The 18,366-nt window shown below is 73.4% G+C and carries 18 protein-coding genes; 14 read left to right on the plus strand and 4 right to left on the minus strand.

Features of this window, described 5'->3' with window-relative positions; genetic code table 11:
- The first annotated feature begins 103 nt into the window (after positions 1–103).
- Complete coding sequence (locus FFT21_RS15625) at positions 104–2,245, plus strand: ATP-binding protein (protein ID WP_137814605.1); 2,142 nt, start codon at positions 104–106, stop codon at positions 2,243–2,245.
- A 32-nt stretch (positions 2,246–2,277) separates the two neighbouring features.
- Here FFT21_RS15625 and FFT21_RS15630 read toward each other — a convergent pair whose 3' ends face one another.
- A complete protein-coding gene (locus FFT21_RS15630) occupies positions 2,278–3,048 on the minus strand; it encodes an IclR family transcriptional regulator (protein WP_137814662.1) in 771 nt (256 codons plus the stop codon).
- A 183-nt stretch (positions 3,049–3,231) separates the two neighbouring features.
- On the opposite strand from FFT21_RS15630, the gene FFT21_RS15635 reads away from it, so the two are divergent.
- From FFT21_RS15635 to FFT21_RS15695, 13 genes are all read left to right on the plus strand, one after another.
- Positions 3,232–4,422, plus strand: coding sequence for a 4-hydroxybenzoate 3-monooxygenase (locus tag FFT21_RS15635; RefSeq protein WP_371856812.1), 1,191 nt, complete (start codon positions 3,232–3,234; stop codon positions 4,420–4,422).
- A 35-nt stretch (positions 4,423–4,457) separates the two neighbouring features.
- On the plus strand, positions 4,458–5,291 hold the full coding sequence (locus FFT21_RS15640; RefSeq protein ID WP_137814606.1) for a CoA transferase subunit A: 834 nt from the start codon (positions 4,458–4,460) through the stop codon (positions 5,289–5,291).
- The gene (locus FFT21_RS15645) at positions 5,288–6,070 is read left to right on the plus strand and encodes a CoA-transferase subunit beta (protein WP_137814607.1); all 783 of its coding nucleotides are present in this window, start codon (positions 5,288–5,290) and stop codon (positions 6,068–6,070) included. The genes FFT21_RS15640 and FFT21_RS15645 overlap by 4 nt, the downstream gene beginning before the upstream one ends.
- A 52-nt stretch (positions 6,071–6,122) precedes the next feature.
- Positions 6,123–6,866, plus strand: a complete 744-nt coding sequence (gene pcaH / locus FFT21_RS15650) for a protocatechuate 3,4-dioxygenase subunit beta (protein WP_137814608.1) — start codon at positions 6,123–6,125, stop codon at positions 6,864–6,866.
- A complete protein-coding gene (pcaG, locus tag FFT21_RS15655) occupies positions 6,859–7,434 on the plus strand; it encodes a protocatechuate 3,4-dioxygenase subunit alpha (RefSeq protein WP_137814609.1) in 576 nt (191 codons plus the stop codon). Before pcaH ends, pcaG begins: the two co-directional genes overlap by 8 nt.
- 11 nt (positions 7,435–7,445) lie before the next feature.
- Positions 7,446–8,789 carry a 3-carboxy-cis,cis-muconate cycloisomerase gene (gene pcaB, locus FFT21_RS15660; RefSeq protein ID WP_225978443.1) on the plus strand — a complete coding sequence of 448 codons (1,344 nt, stop codon included), beginning with the start codon at positions 7,446–7,448 and terminating at the stop codon, positions 8,787–8,789.
- Complete coding sequence (gene pcaD, locus FFT21_RS15665) at positions 8,786–9,556, plus strand: 3-oxoadipate enol-lactonase (RefSeq protein ID WP_225978444.1); 771 nt, start codon at positions 8,786–8,788, stop codon at positions 9,554–9,556. Before pcaB ends, pcaD begins: the two co-directional genes overlap by 4 nt.
- 3 nt (positions 9,557–9,559) lie before the next feature.
- Positions 9,560–9,958 carry a 4-carboxymuconolactone decarboxylase gene (gene pcaC, locus FFT21_RS15670; protein ID WP_137814610.1) on the plus strand — a complete coding sequence of 133 codons (399 nt, stop codon included), beginning with the start codon at positions 9,560–9,562 and terminating at the stop codon, positions 9,956–9,958.
- Between the two features lie 69 nt (positions 9,959–10,027).
- Positions 10,028–10,558, plus strand: coding sequence for a methyltransferase domain-containing protein (locus FFT21_RS15675; protein WP_225978445.1), 531 nt, complete (start codon positions 10,028–10,030; stop codon positions 10,556–10,558).
- Complete coding sequence (locus FFT21_RS15680; RefSeq protein ID WP_137814612.1) at positions 10,555–11,736, plus strand: MFS transporter; 1,182 nt, start codon at positions 10,555–10,557, stop codon at positions 11,734–11,736. Before FFT21_RS15675 ends, FFT21_RS15680 begins: the two co-directional genes overlap by 4 nt.
- 158 nt (positions 11,737–11,894) lie before the next feature.
- Complete coding sequence (locus FFT21_RS15685; protein WP_137814613.1) at positions 11,895–13,124, plus strand: PucR family transcriptional regulator; 1,230 nt, start codon at positions 11,895–11,897, stop codon at positions 13,122–13,124.
- Positions 13,125–13,328: 204 nt separating this feature from the next.
- Positions 13,329–15,659, plus strand: coding sequence for a molybdopterin cofactor-binding domain-containing protein (locus FFT21_RS15690; RefSeq protein ID WP_137814614.1), 2,331 nt, complete (start codon positions 13,329–13,331; stop codon positions 15,657–15,659).
- 94 nt (positions 15,660–15,753) lie between these two features.
- Positions 15,754–16,230: a (2Fe-2S)-binding protein gene (locus FFT21_RS15695; protein WP_137814615.1), complete on the plus strand. Its 477-nt coding sequence runs from the start codon at positions 15,754–15,756 to the stop codon at positions 16,228–16,230.
- A 293-nt stretch (positions 16,231–16,523) separates the two neighbouring features.
- Here FFT21_RS15695 and FFT21_RS15700 read toward each other — a convergent pair whose 3' ends face one another.
- The 3 genes from FFT21_RS15700 to FFT21_RS15710 form a co-directional block, all read right to left on the minus strand.
- On the minus strand, positions 16,524–16,910 hold the full coding sequence (locus FFT21_RS15700) for a histone-like nucleoid-structuring protein Lsr2 (protein WP_137814616.1): 387 nt from the start codon (positions 16,908–16,910) through the stop codon (positions 16,524–16,526).
- 602 nt (positions 16,911–17,512) lie between these two features.
- Positions 17,513–17,899 (minus strand): DUF742 domain-containing protein, encoded by a 387-nt coding sequence (locus tag FFT21_RS15705; RefSeq protein WP_137814617.1) that lies wholly within the window; start codon positions 17,897–17,899, stop codon positions 17,513–17,515.
- Positions 17,896–18,345, minus strand: a complete 450-nt coding sequence (locus FFT21_RS15710) for a roadblock/LC7 domain-containing protein (protein ID WP_137814618.1) — start codon at positions 18,343–18,345, stop codon at positions 17,896–17,898. Before FFT21_RS15710 ends, FFT21_RS15705 begins: the two co-directional genes overlap by 4 nt.
- Between the last annotated feature and the right edge of the window lie 21 nt (positions 18,346–18,366).

Consider the following 18,366-nt stretch of genomic DNA (forward strand, 5'->3'; position numbering starts at 1 on the left):
CCGGCGAGGGCGGCTCCGGAGATTTCCGTCCGCCCCGGAGCACTCGATTCGCCGGTCTTCGACATCCTTTGACCGCGCTACGCGCCCGGCATAGCGTGAGGCCGTGGTCGCTGCGGCGGAGAAGCAGCGGGCCGGCAACGTACCGAAGGATGCGACCAGTTTCGTCGGCCGCCGGCGGGAGACCGCGGAAGTCAGGAGGATGCTGGCGCGGTCACGGTTGGTCACCCTGACCGGTCCGCCCGGGGTGGGCAAGACCCGGTTGGCCCTGCGCGTGGCTCGCCAGATCCACCGCGGCTTCCCGGACGGCGTGTGGTGGGTGGACCTCGCCCCGCTGTCCGACGGCGCCCTCCTCACACACACCGTGATGGACACCCTCGGCATCACCGACCGCCTGGCGCACCGGCCGGCGGGCGCACTCGCCGAGCCACTGGGCACCCGGCGGCTGCTGCTGATCCTGGACAACTGCGAGCACCTGCTCGACGAGACCGCGCTGCTCGTTGACGGGCTGCTCGGGGCGGCGCCGCGGCTGCGGATCCTCATCACCAGCCGGCAGGTACTCGGCGCCGCCGGGGAGCACGTGCTCACGGTGCCGCCGCTGTCCCTGCCGGACCCGGAGGAGCCGCCGACCGTGGCGGCGGCCGAGCACCACGACGCGGTACGGCTGTTCACCGCTCGGGCGGCGCGGGCCGCGCCCGGGTTCACCGTGCAGCCCGGCAACGTTGCCGCGGTGACCGCGCTCTGCCGCCGGCTGGACGGCATTCCGCTGGCCATCGAACTGGCCGCGGTGCGGCTGCGGACGCTGTCCCCGGAGCGGATCCTGGCGCTGCTGGACACCCGGTTCGACGTGCTCGCCGAGGGCGAGCGGGACGGTACGCACCGGCACCACGCGCTGCGCGCGGCGATCGGCTGGAGCCACGAGCTGTGCACCCCGGACGAGCGCCGGCTGTGGGCGCGGCTGTCGGTGTTCGCCGGCGGCTTCGACCTGCGCGCCGCCGAGGAGGTGTGCTCGGACGCCGACCTGCCCGAACGGGCGGTGTTCCCGGCACTGGCCGCGTTGCTGGAGAAGTCGGTGCTGTGCCGGAAGGAGGCCGGCCGGCGGGTCCGGTACCAGATGCTGGAGACCCTCCACGCGTACGGCCGCGAGCGGTTGCACCAGCACGGCGAGCGGGGGGTGCTGCGCCGCCGGCACCGGGACTACTACCAGCGGTCGGCCGCCCGCGCCAACGTCGAGTGGATGAGCCCGAACCAGGTGAGCTGGCTGTCGTGGCTGCACGAGGAGTGGGCCAACGTGCGTGCCGCGCTCGGCTACTGCGCCACCGAGCCGGGGGAGGCGAGCTCCGCGGTGGGGATGGCCACGGCGCTGCGCTACTACTGGATCGCCGCCGGCGCCGTCCGGGAGGGCGGGCACTGGCTGTCCACCGCGCTGCATCTGCACCCGGAGCCCGACAGCACCCGGGCCAGGGCGCTGTGGGCGGACAGCCACTTCGCCCTGCTGAGGGGTGACATCCGGGGCGCCGAGGCCCGGCTGGCCGAGTGCCGCGCGCTGGCCGAGCGGCTGGGCGACGCCGAGGCGGGCGCGTACGCCACCCAGTTCACCGGCCTGGCCGCGCTGATGCGTGCGGACTTCCGCGGCGCGGTGCGGCTGCTCCGGGAGGCGCTGGACCGCCACGACCGCAGCCACGCCGGCCGGATCAACGACATCTGGCTCGCGCTCTACCATCTCACGCTGGCCAACGCGCTGTGCGGGGACATTCCCGCGGCGGTGCGGGCCGGGCGCGAGTGCCTGGACCTGTGCGCGGAGCGCTCCGCCGAGCTGTCCCGGTCCTACGCGCTGTGGGCGCTCGGCTTCGCCCGGTGGAGCCAGGGGGACGCGGATGCGGCGGCCGGTCTGATCGAGGACGCGCTGCGGGCCAAGCGGTCCCTCGGGGACCCGTGGGGCATCGGGCTGTGCCTGGAGACGCTGGCCTGGACGGCGGCCGCGCAGCACCGGCCGGTGCGGGCCGCTCGGCTGCTCGGTGCCTCCGCCGCGCGCTGGCAGTCGTTCGGCGCCGCGCAGCCGACGCTCGGCCTGCTGGTCGCGAACCACCGGCGGTGCGTCGCCGCGATCCGGCACGCGCTCGGCGAGCGGACCTTCGACACCAGCTTCGACCAGGGCCGCCGGCTGAGCGTCCAGCAGGCCGTCGAATACGCGCTGCACGACCGGGTGGACGTGGCGCCGCCCGCGCCGGCGACCACGTCCTCGTGAACCCGGCCACGCCGGCGAGCCGGCGGCGGCCGCTACCGGTGGGTGCTCCGGTGGCCGGCCCAGCCCAGCGCGCGGGAGATGCCTCGGGCCGAGGCCCGCACCGGCGGCACGATCGTCCGCGGATCGGTGCCCTCGGCCGGCACCACCACGGACAGCGCCGCGACCACCGTGTCCGCCGGTCCGTACACCGGTGCGGCCACGGACAGCGAGAACGTCTCCACCTGGCCGTCGCACATGGCCACCCCGTCCCGGCGGACCGCGGCGAGGACCCGGCGCAACTCGCCGGCGTCGGTGACGGTGTTGCCGGTGAACCGCCGGAGCGGACCGGAGAGCACCCGCTCCTGCAGGTCCCGGTCGGCGTAGGCGAGCAGCACCTGACCGACGCCGGTGGCGTGCAGGGGCAGCCGGCTGCCCGGGCGGGTGATCACGCTGACCGCCCTCGGCCCGGAGATCCGCTCCACGTAGACCACCTCGGCCCCGTCCAGCACGGCCAGTTGCACGTTCTGGTGGGTGATCTCGTAGAGGTCCTCCATGAACGGCAGCGCCGTCTCGCGCAGCCCCAGGCCTCGCGGGGCGAGCGAGCCGACCTCCCACAGCCGCAGGCCCACGTGGTAGCGGCCGGCGTCGTCACGTTCCAGTGCCCCCCACCGGACCAGCTCGCCGACCAGCCGGTGCGCGGTGGTGAGCGGCAGCCCGGTGTGCCGGCTGATCTCGGAGACCCCGAGCGTGACGCGCTCCGCGCTGAACGCGCCGAGGATGGCGAGCACCCGGGAGGTCACCGACCGGGGCGCGCCACGCGACATCGCTGGCATGGGATCTCCCTGCTGGGCCGTCCCCGTCCGCGGGGCAAACGCCGCGCCGTGCACGTGGCCGGCGCCGGACATATCGTGCCAGGTGTCCGTCTTCCGTTGAATGGAAGGCCCAGTTCTTTCCCGGTGCGCGGCGCTGCACCCTGGCACCCGAAGCCAACCTGGAGGTGGTCAACGGTGCGTACCTCGGTGGGCCGGGTGCCCGTGGGGATCGTCGGCGCCGGCCCGGCCGGGTTGCTGCTCTCCCACCTGCTGCACCTGGCGGGCATCGAGTCCGTGGTGCTCGAGGCGCGCAGCCGGGAGTACGTGGAGCGCCGGGTGCGTGCCGGCGTGCTCGAGCAGCCGACCGTCGACCTGCTGCGCGAGGTCGGGATCGCCGAGCGGCTGGACCGGGAGGGCATGCCGCACCACGGGCTGTCGCTGCGCTTCGACGCGGCCGACCACCGGATCGCGCTCACCGAGCTGACCGGCCGGTGCATCACCGTCTACGGGCAGCAGGAGGTGGTCAAGGATCTGATCGCCGCGCGGCTGGCCGCCGACGGGCGGATCGAGTTCGAGGTCACCGGCGTCGCGCTGCACGACATCGACGGCGACGCGCCGCGGATCAGCTACGTCGACGCCGCGGGCCGGCCAGCCGAGCTGCGCTGCGACGTGGTCGCCGGCTGCGACGGCTTCCACGGCATCTGCCGGCCGAGCATCCCGGCCGGGGTGCTCACCGAGTACCAGCACACCTACCCGTTCGCCTGGCTGGGCATCCTGGCCAAGACACCGCCCTCGCACGCGGAGCTGATCTATACCCACCACGAGCGGGGCTTCGCGCTGCACAGTATGCGCTCACCCGAGCTGACCCGGCTGTACCTGCAGGTGGACCCGGACGAGGACATCGCCGACTGGCCGGACGAGCGGGTCTGGGCGGAGCTGGCCGCGCGGCTCGCGGTGGACGGCGAGTTCACCCTGCACGAGGGTCCGTTGCTGGACAAGGGCGTCACGCCGATGCGCAGCTTCGTGGTGGAGCCGATGCGCTACCGGCGGCTGTTCCTCGCCGGCGACGCCGCGCACATCGTGCCGCCCACCGGGGCCAAGGGGATGAACCTGGCGGTCGCCGACGTCCGGGTACTGGCCCGCGCGCTCACCGCGCTGCTGAAGGAGAACCGCACCGACCTGGCGGAGTCCTATTCGGACACCTGCCTGCGCCGGGTCTGGCGGGCCGAGCACTTCTCCTGGTGGATGACCTCGATGCTGCACCGCTTCGGCGAGCACGACGCGTTCCAGCGGCGGCTGCAACTGTCCCAGCTCCGCTACACCGTGACGTCCACCGCGGCGGCAACCAGCCTCGCCGAGAACTACGTGGGCCTGCCGTTCGACTGACCGAACCTCCACAGTAGACACCGGAGAAGGAGAGTATGGCGCGGATACTGTCGCTGGCCGACGCGGTCGGCGAGGTGGTGCACGACGGGGACACCGTCGCGCTGGAGGGGTTCACCCACCTCATCCCGTTCGCCGCCGGGCACGAGATCATCCGGCAGGGCCGGCGTGACCTCACCCTGGTGCGGATGACCCCCGACCTGATCTACGACCAGCTCATCGGCGCCGGCTGCGCGCGGAAGCTGGTGTTCTCCTGGGGCGGCAACCCCGGCGTCGGATCGCTGCACCGGTTCCGCGACGCGGTGCAGAACGGCTGGCCGGTGCCCCTGGAGATCGAGGAGCACAGCCACGCCGGGATGGCCAACCGGTACGTGGCCGGAGCGTCCGGGCTGCCGTTCGCCGTGCTGCGCGGCTACACCGGCACCGACCTGCCCGCGCACAACCCGAACATCAAGCAGATCACCTGCCCGTTCACCGGCGAGACGCTGACCGCGGTGCCGGCGCTCAACCCGGACACCACCATCGTCCACGCGCAGCAGGCCGACCCGGCCGGCAACGTGCAGGTGTGGGGCATCACCGGGGTGCACAAGGAGGCCGTGCTGGCCGCGAAGCGCAGCCTGGTCACCGTGGAGGAGATCGTCGACGAACTGCGGCCCCGGCCGGGTGCCATGGTGCTGCCCGGCTGGGCGGTGACCGTGGTCGCCGAGGCGCCGCGCGGCGCCCACCCCTCCTACGCCCAGGGCTACTACGACCGGGACAACGACTACTACCAGGCCTGGGACGCGATCGGCCGGGACCGGGACGCCTTCCGGGACTGGTTGACCGAGACGGTGTTCAACAACACCGCGACGGCAGGGGGAGGGACACGATGAGCCAGACCGCCTCGGCGCGGCCGGCCGCCGGCTACACCACCGACGAGATGATGTCCGTCGCCGCGGCCCGGGCGCTGCGCGACGGCACCTCCTGCTTCGTCGGCATCGGCCTGCCCAGCACCGCGGCCAACCTGGCCCGCCGCACCCACGCCCCGAACCTGGTGCTGATCTACGAGTCCGGCTGCCTGGGCGCCAAGCCGGACCGGCTGCCCCTGTCCATCGGCGACGGTGTGCTCGCGGACACCGCCGACGCCGTGATCGGCGTGCCCGAGGTGTTCAACTACTGGCTGCAGCCCGGCCGGATCGACGTCGGCTTCCTGAGTGCCGCCCAGTTGGACCGGTTCGGCAACATCAACACCACGGTGATCGGCGACGACTACGCCGACCCCACGGTGCGGCTGCCCGGCGCGGGTGGCGCCCCGGAGATCGCCGCGTCCTGCCGCGAGGTGTTCGTGGTGGTCCGGCAGAGCCGGCGCAGCTTCGTGGAGCGCGTCGACTTCGTCACCTCGGTCGGCCACGGCCGCGGCCCCGGCGACCGGGAGCGCCTGGGCCTGCCCGGCGCCGGGCCGGTGCTGGTCATCACCGACCTGGGCGTGCTGCGGCCCGACCCGCACACCCGGGAACTGGTGCTCACCGACGTCCATCCCGGGGTGGAGGTGGACGCGGTGCGCGCGGCCACCGGCTGGGACCTCACCGTGGCCGACGACCTCGGCCGCACCCCGGAACCCACCGAGCGGGAACTGACCGCGCTGCGCGCCCTGACCGCGGCGAGCGCGTGACGCGTCGAGGAGCCCCGCGAGTTCGCCGAGACGGCGGAGGAGGAGAAGACCGGTGACCAGCAACCCGACCAGCACCCGCCTGACGCTGCCCGGTTACCGGCGGGACCACGAGGACGCCGACCCGCCCCTGGACTCCCCGGAGTACCGCAGCACCCGGCTGCGCGCCCCGAAACGGCCACTGATCCTGTTGCCGCACCTGCTCACCGAGGTCACCGGGCCGCTGCTGGGCCACGAGCGGGTCGGCCCCACCGACCATGACCTCACCCGGCAGCACGAGGGTGAGCCGCAGGGCCAGCGGATCATCGTGCACGGCCGGGTGCTGGACGGCGACGGCCGGCCGGTGCCGGAGACACTGATCGAGATCTGGCAGGCCAACGCCGGCGGGCGCTACCGGCACGCCAACGACAACTGGCCGTGCCCGCTGGACCCCAACTTCACCGGCGTCGGCCGCACCATGACCGACAATGACGGCCGCTACGAGTTCGTCACCATCAAGCCGGGCGCCTACCCGTGGAAGAATCACGACAACGCCTGGCGTCCGGCGCACATCCACTTCTCGCTGTTTGGGCGGGCGTTCACGCAGCGGCTGGTCACCCAGATGTATTTCCCGGACGACCCGCTGTTCTTCCAGGACCCGGTGCTCAACTCCATCCCCGACCCGAACGCCCGGCGGCGGCTGATCTCCCGGTTCGACCACTCCCGCACCCGGCCGGAGTGGGCGCTCGCGTTCCAGTTCGACATCGTGCTGCGCGGTCAGCTGCCGACCCCGGTGGAGGAGGACCACGACGATGAGTGAGCTGCTGGCGCCGACCCCGTCGCAGACCGCCGGCCCGTTCCTGCACATCGGCCTGCTCTGGGACGACGGGCCGGACGTGGTGCCGGAGGGCACGCCCGGCGCGATCATCCTGACCGGCCGGGTGTTCGACGGCGCCGGACAGCCGCTCGCCGACGGGCTGGTGGAGACCTGGCAGGCCGACCCGAACGGCCGGTTCGCGCACCCGGACGACCCGCGCGGCGCCACCGACCCGCCGGTGCCCGGCTTCCGCGGCTTCGGCCGGTGCGCCACCGACGCCGAGGGCCGCTACACCATCCGCACCGTCAAGCCCGGCCCGCTGCCCGCCCCGGACGGCCGCACCGAGGCGCCGCACGTCAACGTGTCGGTGTTCGCCCGTGGCCTGCTCGCCCGCGTGGTCACCCGGCTGTACTTCCCGGACGAGGGCGAGGCGAACGCCGCCGACCCGGTGCTCACCTCGATCGACGACCCGGCGGTGCGCCGGACCCTGATCGCCGGGGCCGAACAGGGCGGCTACCGGTTCGACATCTACCTGCAGGGCGAGAAGGAGACGGCGTTCTTCCGTGTCTAGGCGGTTGTGCCGTGGGTAGCACCAGGTTCGGCGGGCTGCTCGGCCCGGTGAGCGGGGACGCCGAGGTGGACGCGGCGCTGGACGACCGGGCGCTGCTGGCCGCGCTGCTGCGCTTCGAGGCCGCGCTGGCCAGGGCGCAGGCGCGGGTCGGCGTGCTGCCGGCGGACGCGGCCGAGGCGATCGTCGCGGCGTGCGTGCCGGACCACTACGACGCCGACGACCTGGGCCGCCGCGCCGCGGGAACCGGAGCGCCGGTGGCCCCGCTGACCCGGGACATCGGCGCCCGGGTGCCCGAGGACGCGCGCCGGTGGGTGCACTTCGGCGCCACCACCCAGGACGTCATGGACACCGCGCTGATGCTGCTCGCCCACCGGGCCACCGGGCTGGTCGGCAGGAGGCTGGCCGCCGCCGCGGACGCCTGCGCCGAGCTGGCCCGCCGGCATCGGGACACGCCGATGGTCGCCCGCACCGTCGGCCAGCACGCACTGCCCACCACGTTCGGGCTCAAGGCGGCCGGCTGGCTGGCCGCGCTGGACGTCGCCCGGGCCCGGCTCGCCGCCGCCCGGGCCCGGCTCGCCGTGCAGTTCGGCGGCGCCGCCGGCACCCTGGCGGCGCTGGGCGAGCAGGGCACCGCGGTGCTCGCCGCGCTCGCCGAGGAACTCGGCCTGGCCGCGCCGAGCCTGCCCTGGCACACCGACCGGACCAGGGTGCACGAGCTGGCCGGCGCGCTCGGGTCCACCGTCGCCGCGCTCGGCAAGATCGCCACCGACGTGGTACTCGGCTCCCAGCAGGAGGTCGGCGAGCTGGCCGAACCCACCGGCGGCGGGTCGTCGGCCATGCCGCACAAGCGCAACCCGATCGCCTCGGTGCGGGTGATCGCCGCGGCCCGGCGCACCCCCGGGCTGGTGGCCACGCTGCTGGCCGCCGGGTTGCCGGAGAACGAGCGGGCCACCGGCTCCTGGCACGCCGAGTGGGAGCCGCTGCGCGACCTGCTGCACCTCACCGGCGGCGCGGCCGGCCGGACCGCCGAGGTGCTGGCCGGCCTGCGGGTGCACCCCGACCGCATGCGCGCCAACCTCGACCTCACCGGCGGGGCCATCCTCGCCGAGCGGGTCACCGGCCGGCTCGCCGACACGCTCGGCCGGGCCGCCGCGCACGACCTGGTCGCCGAGCTGGCCAGGACGGCCGCTGAGCGGGGCGTGCCGCTGCGCGAGGTGCTGCTCGCCGACGACCGGGTGAACCTCGCCAAGGCGGACGTGGACGCCGCCCTGGACCCGACCACCTACCTCGGCTCGACGGGCGCGTTCGTCGACCGGGCCCTCGACGAGCACCGACGAGGCGGAGGCGACGAGTGAGGGGTGCACGGCTCGGCTACGACGTCACTGGAGACGAGCACGCCGACGTGGTCGTCATGGCCGGTTCGATCGGCACCACGCGGGAGATGTGGCGGCCCCAGCTCCCGGTGCTCGCCGAGCGGTTCCGGGTGGTGCGGGTCGACCACCGCGGCCACGGCGAGTCCTGGGTGCCGCCCGGCCCGTACACCATCGCCGACCTCGCCGGCGACGTGCTCGACCTGCTCGACGCCCTCGGCGTGGCCCAGGTCCGGTTCTGCGGGCTGTCCCTGGGCGGCATGGTCGGCATGTGGCTGGCCGCGCACGCGCCGGACCGCATCCGCCGGCTGGCCGTGCTGTGCACCTCGGCGGCGCTGAACGTGAACGGAAGCTGGGAGAACCGGGCCGCCACGGTGCGCGCGCAGGGCATGTCCGCGATGCTCGGCGCGGCGCCGGGGCGCTGGTTCACCGAGGACTTCCGCCGTGACCACCCGAACGTGGTGGACGACATCCTGGCCATGCTGGCCGGCACCCCCGCCGAGGGGTACGCCGGCTGCTGCGACGCCATCGCGGTCATGGACCTGCGCGCCGACCTGGCCAGGATCACCGTGCCGACGCTGGCCATCGCCGGCGCCGACGACCCGGCCACCCCGCCCGCGCACCTCGAGGAGATCGCCCGGCGCGTTCCCGGTGCCCGGCTGGAGACGATCCCGCGCGCCGCGCACCTGGCCAACGTCGAGCACCCGGAAACCGTCAACCGGCTGCTGCTGGCGCACTTCACGGAGGAGTAGCAGATGGACGATGCCGCCCGGCACGAGCAGGGCATGGCGGTGCGCCGGGCGGTGCTCGGCGACGAGCACGTCGACCGGGCCGTCGCCCGCACCGATGACACCACCCGCGACTTCCAGGACTTCATCACCCGCGTCGCCTGGGGCGACATCTGGTCCCGGCCCGGGCTGGACCGTCGCACCCGCAGCCTCGTCACCCTGGCCGCGCTCATGGCGCTGAACCACCACGACGAGCTGGCCATGCACGTGCGGGCCGCGCTGCGCAACGGCCTGAGCCCGGAGGAGATCTCCGAGGTGCTGCTGCACGTCTCGGTCTACGCCGGCGTCCCGGCCGGCAACCGCGCGTTCGCCGCCGCCCAACCGATCCTGGCCGAGGCTCGTGCGCACGCACCACGCGCCGACTGATCGGCCGAACGGTGTTACGGCGGGCCGACATCTGGAAAAGAATTCTTGCCATATGGGAGACGTGGGGACGTGTATGCCATGGACTACCCCGGCGGCGCCTTCGACGTGGTGCACGCGCACCAGGTGCTGCAGCACCTCGCCGACCCGGTCGGCGCGCTGCGGGAGATGCGCCGGGTGTGCCGGCCGGGCGGGATCGTGGCCGTGCGCGACGCGGACTTCGCCGCGATGGCCTGGTACCCGCGGTCGCCGGGGATGGCCGAGTGGCTGTCGGTGTACCGGCGCGTCGCCCGGTCGGTCGGGGGCGAGCCGGACGCCGGGCGGCGGCTGGTCTGCTGGGCCGGGCAGGCCGGCTTCTCCGATATCACCGCGACCGCGTCGGCCTGGTGCTTCGCCACCCCGGCGGAGCGACTGTGGTGGAGCAGGACGTGGGGCGACCGGATGGTGGACTCGGCGGTCGCGCGGCACGCCGTCGCCGGCGGGCACGCCGACGAGGCCACCCTGCGGCGGCTGCGGGACGCCTGGTACGCCTGGGCCGAGGCGGAGGACGGCTGGTTCGGGATCATTCACGGCGAGATCGTCTGCCGGGCGCCCACGCCATGACCGGCGAGCACCCGCCGGGCGGCGGCGTCGAACTGGCCACCCGGCCGGCCACCCCGCGGTCCCGGTTCCTGGCCGCCGCCGTCTACGTCGGCGGCCTGCTCGGACCGTTCGGCGGCGGCGTGGTGGCGCCGATGCTGCCCCAGATCGCCGCCTCGGTGCACGCCTCGACCAGTGCCGTGGCCGGCTCGATCACCGCCTACTTCGTGCCGTTCGCCGCCATCCAACTGGTCTCCGGCACCTTCGGCGAGCGCTGGGGCCGCCGCCGCACCGTCCGGATCGCCTACCTGGTCTACGCGCTCGGCTCGGTGGTGTGCGCGCTGGCGCCGACGCTGCCGATCTTCCTGGCCGCCAGAGCGGTGCTCGGCGCGGCCAACGCGTTCACCACGCCGCTGCTGCTGGCCGGCCTGGCCGACATCGTGCCGCCGGAACGGCTCAGCCGCGCCGTCGGCGTCTACTCCAGTTGCCAGGCCGGCGGCCAGTCCTTCGCTCCGCTGGTCGGCGGGCTCGCCGCGGCGACCTCGTGGCGGTTGGGGTTCGTCGCGGTCGCGGTGGTCGCGGCGCTGCTCGCGCTCGCCCCGCCACCGGGCGCGCCGAGGTCCGGGGCGGCCACCCCGCCGTGGCGGCCGCTGCTCGGCCGGGACATGGGGATGCTGTCCGCCGGCGCGTTCCTGTCCTACTTCGGGTCCTCGGCGCTGCCCTTCCTGGTCGCCCTCGACCTCGGCGAGCACCTCGCCGTCTCGCCCGAGCAGACCGGCGTGGTGCTGCTCGGCTACGGCGTTGCCGGGCTGCTGCTCGGCTCGCTGTGGGGCCGGGTCACCGACCGGTTCGGGGCGCGCGGCTGCGGCGCGCTGGCCGCCGTGGTGAACGGCCTGTTCGTCGCGCTGGTCGGCATCTCGGGCTCGACGCCGACGCTCGCCGCGTACTGGGCGCTGGCCGGCGCCGCGTCCGCGATGCTCACCGTGGCGCTGCAGAACCTCACCGTGCGGGCCGTGCCCGGCAACCGTGGCGGCGCGCTGTCCGTGGTGGCCGCGTTCCGGTTCGCCGGCGCCGCGGTCGCCCCGCTCGCCTGGCTGCCCGTCTACCAGGCGAACCCGGCCGTGGCCTTCGCCGCCGCGGGTGCCTCGATGCTGATGGCGGTGCCGGCGCTGGCGGCCCTGCGCCGGCGCCCGGCGGGGTGAGCGGCGTTACCCCGGAGATCATGGACGCGGCCGCCGCCGGACGGCGATGGTGGGCGTGCACCGGCCTCCGGCCGGGCCAGCCGGGGACGGCCGACCGGTGTTGCGCCGGTTGCCGGTCGCCACTAGTGCGAAAGGCGGCCCGGCGCTAGCGTCCAGCCATGGCGGTCGAGACGCCCGACGTCGTGCAGCTCGGGCCGCGCGGGGTGCCCGCCACGCTGGTGGGGCAGTTGCTGGCCGACATCGACGGGGTCAACCAGCGGTTAGTGGACGCCATCCTGGCGGACAACCGCGGCTACCTGGACTCCTCCCTGGTGTCGCTCGCCGACCTGCGACGGTCGTGCCGGAACAACGTGGAGCGGGTGCTGCAGATCCTGGCCGACGCGGTACCCGACGGGGTGCCCCGGTACGGGCCGGCGCGGGAGACCGGCCGGCAGCGCGCGCTGCAGCGCGTCCCGCTGGACGACGTGCTGCGCTCCTACCGGCTCGGCGGCCGGGTGATCTGGCAGGCGCTGCTGGAGGCGGCCAGGGCCGGCGGCGGCATCGACCCCGCGGACCTGCTGGACGTCGGCACCTCGGTGTGGACCGTGGTGGACGCGGTGTCCTCGGAGGTGGCCCGGTCCTACCGGGAGACCGAGCTGGACCTGATCCGCCAGGACGACCAGCGGCGCAACGCGCTGATCGACCAGTTGCTGCGCGGCCGCGGCCGGGACCACGGCTTCGCCCAGACCGCCGCCCGCACCCTGGGCCTGCCCGCGGACGGCCGGTACCTGGTGGTGGCCGCCGAAGCAGCCGAGGACGGCGGCACGGCGGGGCGGCCGGCACTGGCGTGCGCCGCCGACGCGCTGGCCGGGTGCGGCATCCGCTCCGTGTGGCAACTCCGCGGCGAGGGCCTGGTCGGCCTGGTCGCGCTGGAACAGCACGGCGCCGACGCGGTGCTCGCCGAGCTGCGGCCCAGGCTGCGCGGGCGGGCCGCGGCGGCGCCGCCGGTGACCGGGCTGGACGAGGTCGGCTCCGCCTACGAGATGGCCCGCACCGCCCTGCACACGCTGGCTCCGGGGCAACGGCAGCTGATCACCCTGGACGAGCGGCTGCCCGAGTCGCTGCTGATGCGCTCGCCGGAGCTGGCCAGGCGGCTGGTCGAGGTGACCCTGCGTCCCGTGCTGGAACTCCCGCCGCACGAGCGCGACGCTCTGCTGACCACGGTGGCCACCTGGTTCTCGGTCAACTGCTCCGCCGCACACGCCGCGGCCACCCTGTACTGCCACCGCAACACGGTGCTCAACCGGCTCAACCGGTTCGAGGAACTCACCGGGCAGCGGCTGCACCACCGGGCCGACTCGCTCACCCTCGGCCTGGCGCTGATCGCGGTGCGGCTCGGTTTCGACTGAGCCGCCGGGAGCCGCGCGGCTTGTGCAGGGTGCACAGCGCCGTCCCGCCAACGGTGGGCAGCCAGGCATTGTCCGGTGGGTGTGCGCTGCGTCACGCTCCGCTGCACGGCGGATGCGGATCACCCGCCCTTCGGGGGATCGCCGGCGTCCGTCCGGTGCGCACCACAGCGCAGCTTCGGCACCAGGCTCGTGGAGAGGAACGTCGTGGCAGACCAACGTCGATCGCCTTGGCCCGCAACGGAGATCCGGCCGCCCGGCGTGCGGCGGCGCCGCTTCCTCGGCTATCTCCTTGCGGCGCCGACCCTCGCGGTGGCCGCCGAGATCGGCGGCGCGGCCGTCGACCCGGACACGGCGGAGGGCGCCATCCCCTCGCCGCCGGAGCCGGCCGACACCTACGACCTCAGCGACGCGCTGACCGACGCGGCGATGCCCACCGCCAACCTGATCACCGTCCAGGTCAACCCGGACGGCACGGCGTCGTTCGCGTTGCCGCGCGCCGAGGTGGGGCAGGGCATCACCACCGCGATCGGCATGCTCATCGCGGAGGAACTGGACCTGCCGCTGTCCAAGGTCACCGTGACCCTCGCCGACGCCCGGCCGGAGCTGCTGTTCAACCAGCTCACCGGCGGCTCGAACACCATCCACGCGATGTACCAGCCGGTGCGCACCGCCGCCGCGATCGCCAGGGCCCGGCTGCTGGCCACCGCGGCCGCCCAGTGGGGCGTCCCGGTGTCCTCGCTGTCGGTGAAGAACGGCGTGATCCGGTCCGGTAACGGGAAGACCGCCAGCTACGGCTCACTGGCCAGGGCCGCGGCCAGCGACACGGTCCGGCCGGTCACCGTGACACCCAAACCGGAGTCGGCGTTCACCCTGGTCGGCACCCCGCAGAACCGGGTGGACGCGCACGACATCGTCACCGGCAAGAAGAAGTTCACCCTGGACCTCGCCGTGCCGAACGCCAAGCCCACCATGGTGTGCCGGCCGCCCACGATCAACGGCACGGTCCGGGCGGTGCGCAACCTGGCACAGGTCAGGGCCATGCCCGGCATCACCGACGTGGCGGTCGTCTCCACCGGCGTCGCGGTGCGCGGCGAGACCTTCGGTCAGTGCATCGACGCGGTCCGCGCGCTCCAGGTCACCTGGGGACCGGGCAGCGTGGACGGCGAGTCCGACGACACCGTGCTGGACAAGCTCAAGGCGGCCACCCCGCCGCCCGCGGTGCCGCCGGTGCTCACCAAGTCGATCGATGCCGAGTTCGTGTTCGCCTTCGCCAGCAACAGCGCGCTGGAGACCAACTGCGCCATCGCCGACGTCCGCAAGGACCGGGCGGAGATCTGGTCCGGGCTGAAGTCGCCGATCACCACCCAGGAGCAGATCGCGAAGATGCTGGGCCTGCCGGTGAGCGCGGTCACCGTGCACGTCACCCAGGGCGGCGGGTCCTTCGGCCGCAAGCTGTTCGGCGACGCCGCGCTGGAGGCCGCGGAGATCTCCCACAAGATCGGCAAGCCGGTCAAGCTGATGTGGCACCGCACCGACGACTTCCGGCACGGCCGGGCGCACCCGATGAGCTACTCGCGGATCCGGGTCAACTACTCCGGTGCGAACGTGGTCAGCTACGAGCAGCGGCACGCCAGCTCCGCCACCGACTTCAGTCACGGTCTCGGCGAGATTCTCACCGCCACCTCCGCCAAGCTGCCGGTCGGCGAGCTCGGCTTCTCCGAGACGGTGTTCACCCTGTCCCAGTCGGTGCCCTACAACTTCGGCGCCACCACCCAGACGCTCACCGAGGTGCCGCTGAAGTTCCACACCGGCAGCATGCGCAACGTCTACTCGCCCAACGTGGTGTGCGCGCGGGAACTCGTGGTGGACCAGCTCGCCGCGAAGATGAGCCAGGACCCGGTGGCGTTCCGCCGGTCCTTCTTCAAGGACGACCGGTTCCGCGCGGTGCTGGACAAGCTCGCCCAGGTCGGCCAGTGGGGGCGGTCGATGCCGAAGGGCACCGCGCAGGGCGTCGGCTTCCACCACGAGTACAAGAGCTGCAGCGCGGTGCTGGTGGAAATCGACTGCCGCCCGGAGACGGTCAACCGCGAGGTCCGCGACGGCGTCACCGGCCCCCGGGTGACCAAGGCGGTGATGGTCGTCGACGTGGGCCGGCCGATCAACCCCCGGGGGCTTCAGGCGCAGATGATGGGCTGCATCTCCGACGGGATCGGCCTGGCGCTCACCGAGAGCCTGCACATCGCCGACGGGCTGCCGCTGGAGGGAAGCTGGGACAACTTCTTCTACACCCGGCAGTGGAACACGCCGACCGAGATGCAGATCGTCGTCATGCCGACCACCACGGGCGACCCCGGCGGCGCCGGCGAACTCGGTGTGGCCAGCTCACTGGCCGCGGTCGCGTGCGCCTATGCCCGCGCCACCGGCACCATGCCCACCCGCTTCCCGATCAACCACGGCACCCTCGGCTTCGATCCGCTGCCCCGGGTGCCACCGATTCCGCAGTCGCCCACCGACGGCCTGAAGTACGCGTTCTGACAGCTCTTCCGGAACCGGACGGACCTGCGATGACGAGCCCAGGAACGCGTCGGGGCGAAGCTCGCACGTTCAGGAACAAGCACTAGGAGCCGTAGTGTCACAGCACACCTTCATCCTCAACGGCCAGCGGGTCACCGTGGAGGCTCCGGACGACCTGCGACTGCTGTGGGTGCTCCGCGACCTGCTCGGCGTCACCGGCCCCAAGTACGGCTGCGGCCTCGACGTCTGCAAGGCGTGCACCTGCCACATCAACGGCAAGGCGTTCAACCCGTGCTCGGTGCCCGTCTCGCAGATCAAGCCGACCGACGAGATCACCACCATCGAGGGACTCGCCGACCGCCAGACCGGCGCCCTGCACCCGATGCAGCAGGCGTGGCTGGACCACGACGTGGCCCAGTGCGGCTACTGCCAGCCCGGGCAGATCATGGCGGCCATCGCCAAGGTCCGGCAGGCCAGGACCGAGGGGCGCGAGATCAGCGACGCCGACCTCGACGAGTTGCGCAACATCTGCCGGTGCGGCACCTACTTCCGCATCCGCGAGGCGGTCAGGAGCGCGGCCGCCAAGATGTGACACCGGCATCCGTTGCGGGAATTCGCCCGGATATGCCCGGACGATATGCCGGCAGGAGGTGGCCGGGCCGGTGGGCTCGGGCGCCGGGGGACCGGACGGGTACGGCCGATGGCCCGGCGAAAGCCGTACCCGGCCCGGCGCCCCGAGCCTGCAACGCGTGCGCAAGCGTGGCCGGCGGTTCCGCGCGCGTTCTCCGCTGCTTCTGCGCGGCCGCGTTACGTGGCCAAATGGGCAGGTGCGGCCCGTCGGTCGGTGGGGGCGGTATTGCCCGAGCGGCGAGATGCCGGGAATGGCTAGGCGGCGGGGTTCTTCTTCTTGCGGCCGTGCGCGCTCTCGAATGCCTCGATGATGTGTGACGGGATGCGGCCGCGCTCGGACACGTCGTGCCCGTTCTTCTTGGCCCACTCCCGGATGGCCTGGTTCTGTTCGCGGGTGTAGCCGCCAGTGGAACTGGTCTTCGCCTTGGGCGCGCTGCCCGCGGTACCCCGCTTGGCCCGGCCGCCGACCCGGCGGGCGGCGGCGATGAAGTCCTCGAGGCCCTTGCGCAGCTTCGCCGCGTTCGCCTTGGTGAGGTCGATCTCGTAGGTCACGCCGTCGAGACCGAACTGCACGGTGGAGATGTCGTTGCTGGTGGTGCCGTCCAGATCGTCGACAAGCTGGACGAGAACCTTCTGTGCCATCGAGTGATCCTCGCTGTGCCAGGGAACGTGTTTGTGTTGTCGGTAAGCCTGATGTTCGGCATCCGGTTCGCGGGCGAAGGTGCGGCAAGCCCGGCACCGCGCCCTGAATGCGGAGCGTAGCACGGCGAAGAAGACTGATCGCCGACACACGCGGCGCGATGATCGAAGGAAGGATGCCGGATCGTCGGCGCGAACTCGAAAAACGTTTGGTGGTGGATCGGCGGGCGGGACGGGATGCGGTCCCGGAGGTGGGGAACTCATGCCGGCACTGCCACCCGATCAGGTGAGAAAATTCGTCGAGGACGGCTTCGTCCATCTGCCCGGTGCGTTCTCCCGGTCACTGGCGGACGAGTGCCGGGCCATTCTCTGGGCGGACAGCGGAGCCGATCCGGACAACCCGACCACGTGGCGGCAACCGGTGATCCGCATCGTGGACGGCGCCGAGGAACCATTCCGGCTGGCCGCGAACACGCCCCGGCTGCACGCCGCCTTGGACAACTCGTCGGTCCGGGGCACTGGGTGCCCCGGGTCAGCCTCGGCGGCTTCCCCGTCCGGTTCCCGCACCTGGTCATCGCAGGTCGGTCCGGTTCCGGAGCAGGCTGTCAGAGTGCCCGGATACCGTCGAGGACCGCCTGCAGCAGGTGCCGGTCCGGGGCGTGTGCCGGCTGGACGGGCGGCCGGACGGTGACGTCTCCGCGCTCGACCAGGTCCCCGACCAGCACCTTGGCCACAGCCAGCGGAACGTCCACGTAGACCGCCAACTCCGCGATCGACCAGGGCCGCTGGCACAGCTCCAGGATGCGCAGGTGCTCGGGCTGCAGCCCGGCCAGGTTGGTCCGCGCCCGGGTGGCCACCACCTGGGCGGCCAGATCCAGGCGCTCGCCCGCCGCGCCGGTCCGGCCACCGGTCAGGGCGTACGGGCGGACCACCGGGCCCGCCGCCTCGTCCACCCATTCCGCGCCCTCGTGCTCGCCGTCGTACCCGGTCATGGCGACGTCCTCTGGTCGCCGCCCCGCAGCCGGCCGTCCGGGACGAACTGGTGGCGACTGGCCGCGCTCAGGGCCGTGCCCACCTGCTTGACCAGCAGGTTCATCTCGTAGGCGACCATGCCGATGTCGGCGCGCTCCCCGGCGAGCACGGCCAGGCAGGCGCCCCGGCCGGCGGCCATGACGAACAGGTACGCGTGCTCCAGTTCGACGATCGTCTGCCGGACCCGCCCGGCGTCGAAGTGCCGGCCGGCCCCCTTGGCCAGGCTCTGGAAACCCGAGGCCATCGCGGCCAGGTGGTCGGCGTCGTCCCGGGCCAGCCCGCGCGATCGGCCCACGAGTAACCCGTCGGCGGAAAGCACGACCGCGTGGCGCACCTCGGCCACCCGTTCCACCAGGTTGTCCAGCAGCCAGTTCAGATCGGCTGCCGCGTTCGGCTTCTCGCTCATGGGCTGACCCGACTTCCCGTT

The sequence above is a fragment of the Gandjariella thermophila genome (genome assembly GCF_005405885.1).
Taxonomy (GTDB): Bacteria; Actinomycetota; Actinomycetes; order Mycobacteriales; family Pseudonocardiaceae; genus Gandjariella; species Gandjariella thermophila.

Coding starts and splice junctions, on each gene's coding strand:
- FFT21_RS15630 (WP_137814662.1), bottom strand. CDS start 3,048: ATGTCGCGTGGCGCGCCCCGGTCGGTGACCTCCCGGGTGCTCGCCATC.
- FFT21_RS15640 (WP_137814606.1), top strand. CDS start 4,458: ATGGCGCGGATACTGTCGCTGGCCGACGCGGTCGGCGAGGTGGTGCAC.
- FFT21_RS15645 (WP_137814607.1), top strand. CDS start 5,288: ATGAGCCAGACCGCCTCGGCGCGGCCGGCCGCCGGCTACACCACCGAC.
- pcaG (WP_137814609.1), top strand. CDS start 6,859: ATGAGTGAGCTGCTGGCGCCGACCCCGTCGCAGACCGCCGGCCCGTTC.
- pcaC (WP_137814610.1), top strand. CDS start 9,560: ATGGACGATGCCGCCCGGCACGAGCAGGGCATGGCGGTGCGCCGGGCG.
- FFT21_RS15680 (WP_137814612.1), top strand. CDS start 10,555: ATGACCGGCGAGCACCCGCCGGGCGGCGGCGTCGAACTGGCCACCCGG.
- FFT21_RS15685 (WP_137814613.1), top strand. CDS start 11,895: ATGGCGGTCGAGACGCCCGACGTCGTGCAGCTCGGGCCGCGCGGGGTG.
- FFT21_RS15700 (WP_137814616.1), bottom strand. CDS start 16,910: ATGGCACAGAAGGTTCTCGTCCAGCTTGTCGACGATCTGGACGGCACC.
- FFT21_RS15705 (WP_137814617.1), bottom strand. CDS start 17,899: ATGACCGGGTACGACGGCGAGCACGAGGGCGCGGAATGGGTGGACGAG.
- FFT21_RS15710 (WP_137814618.1), bottom strand. CDS start 18,345: ATGAGCGAGAAGCCGAACGCGGCAGCCGATCTGAACTGGCTGCTGGAC.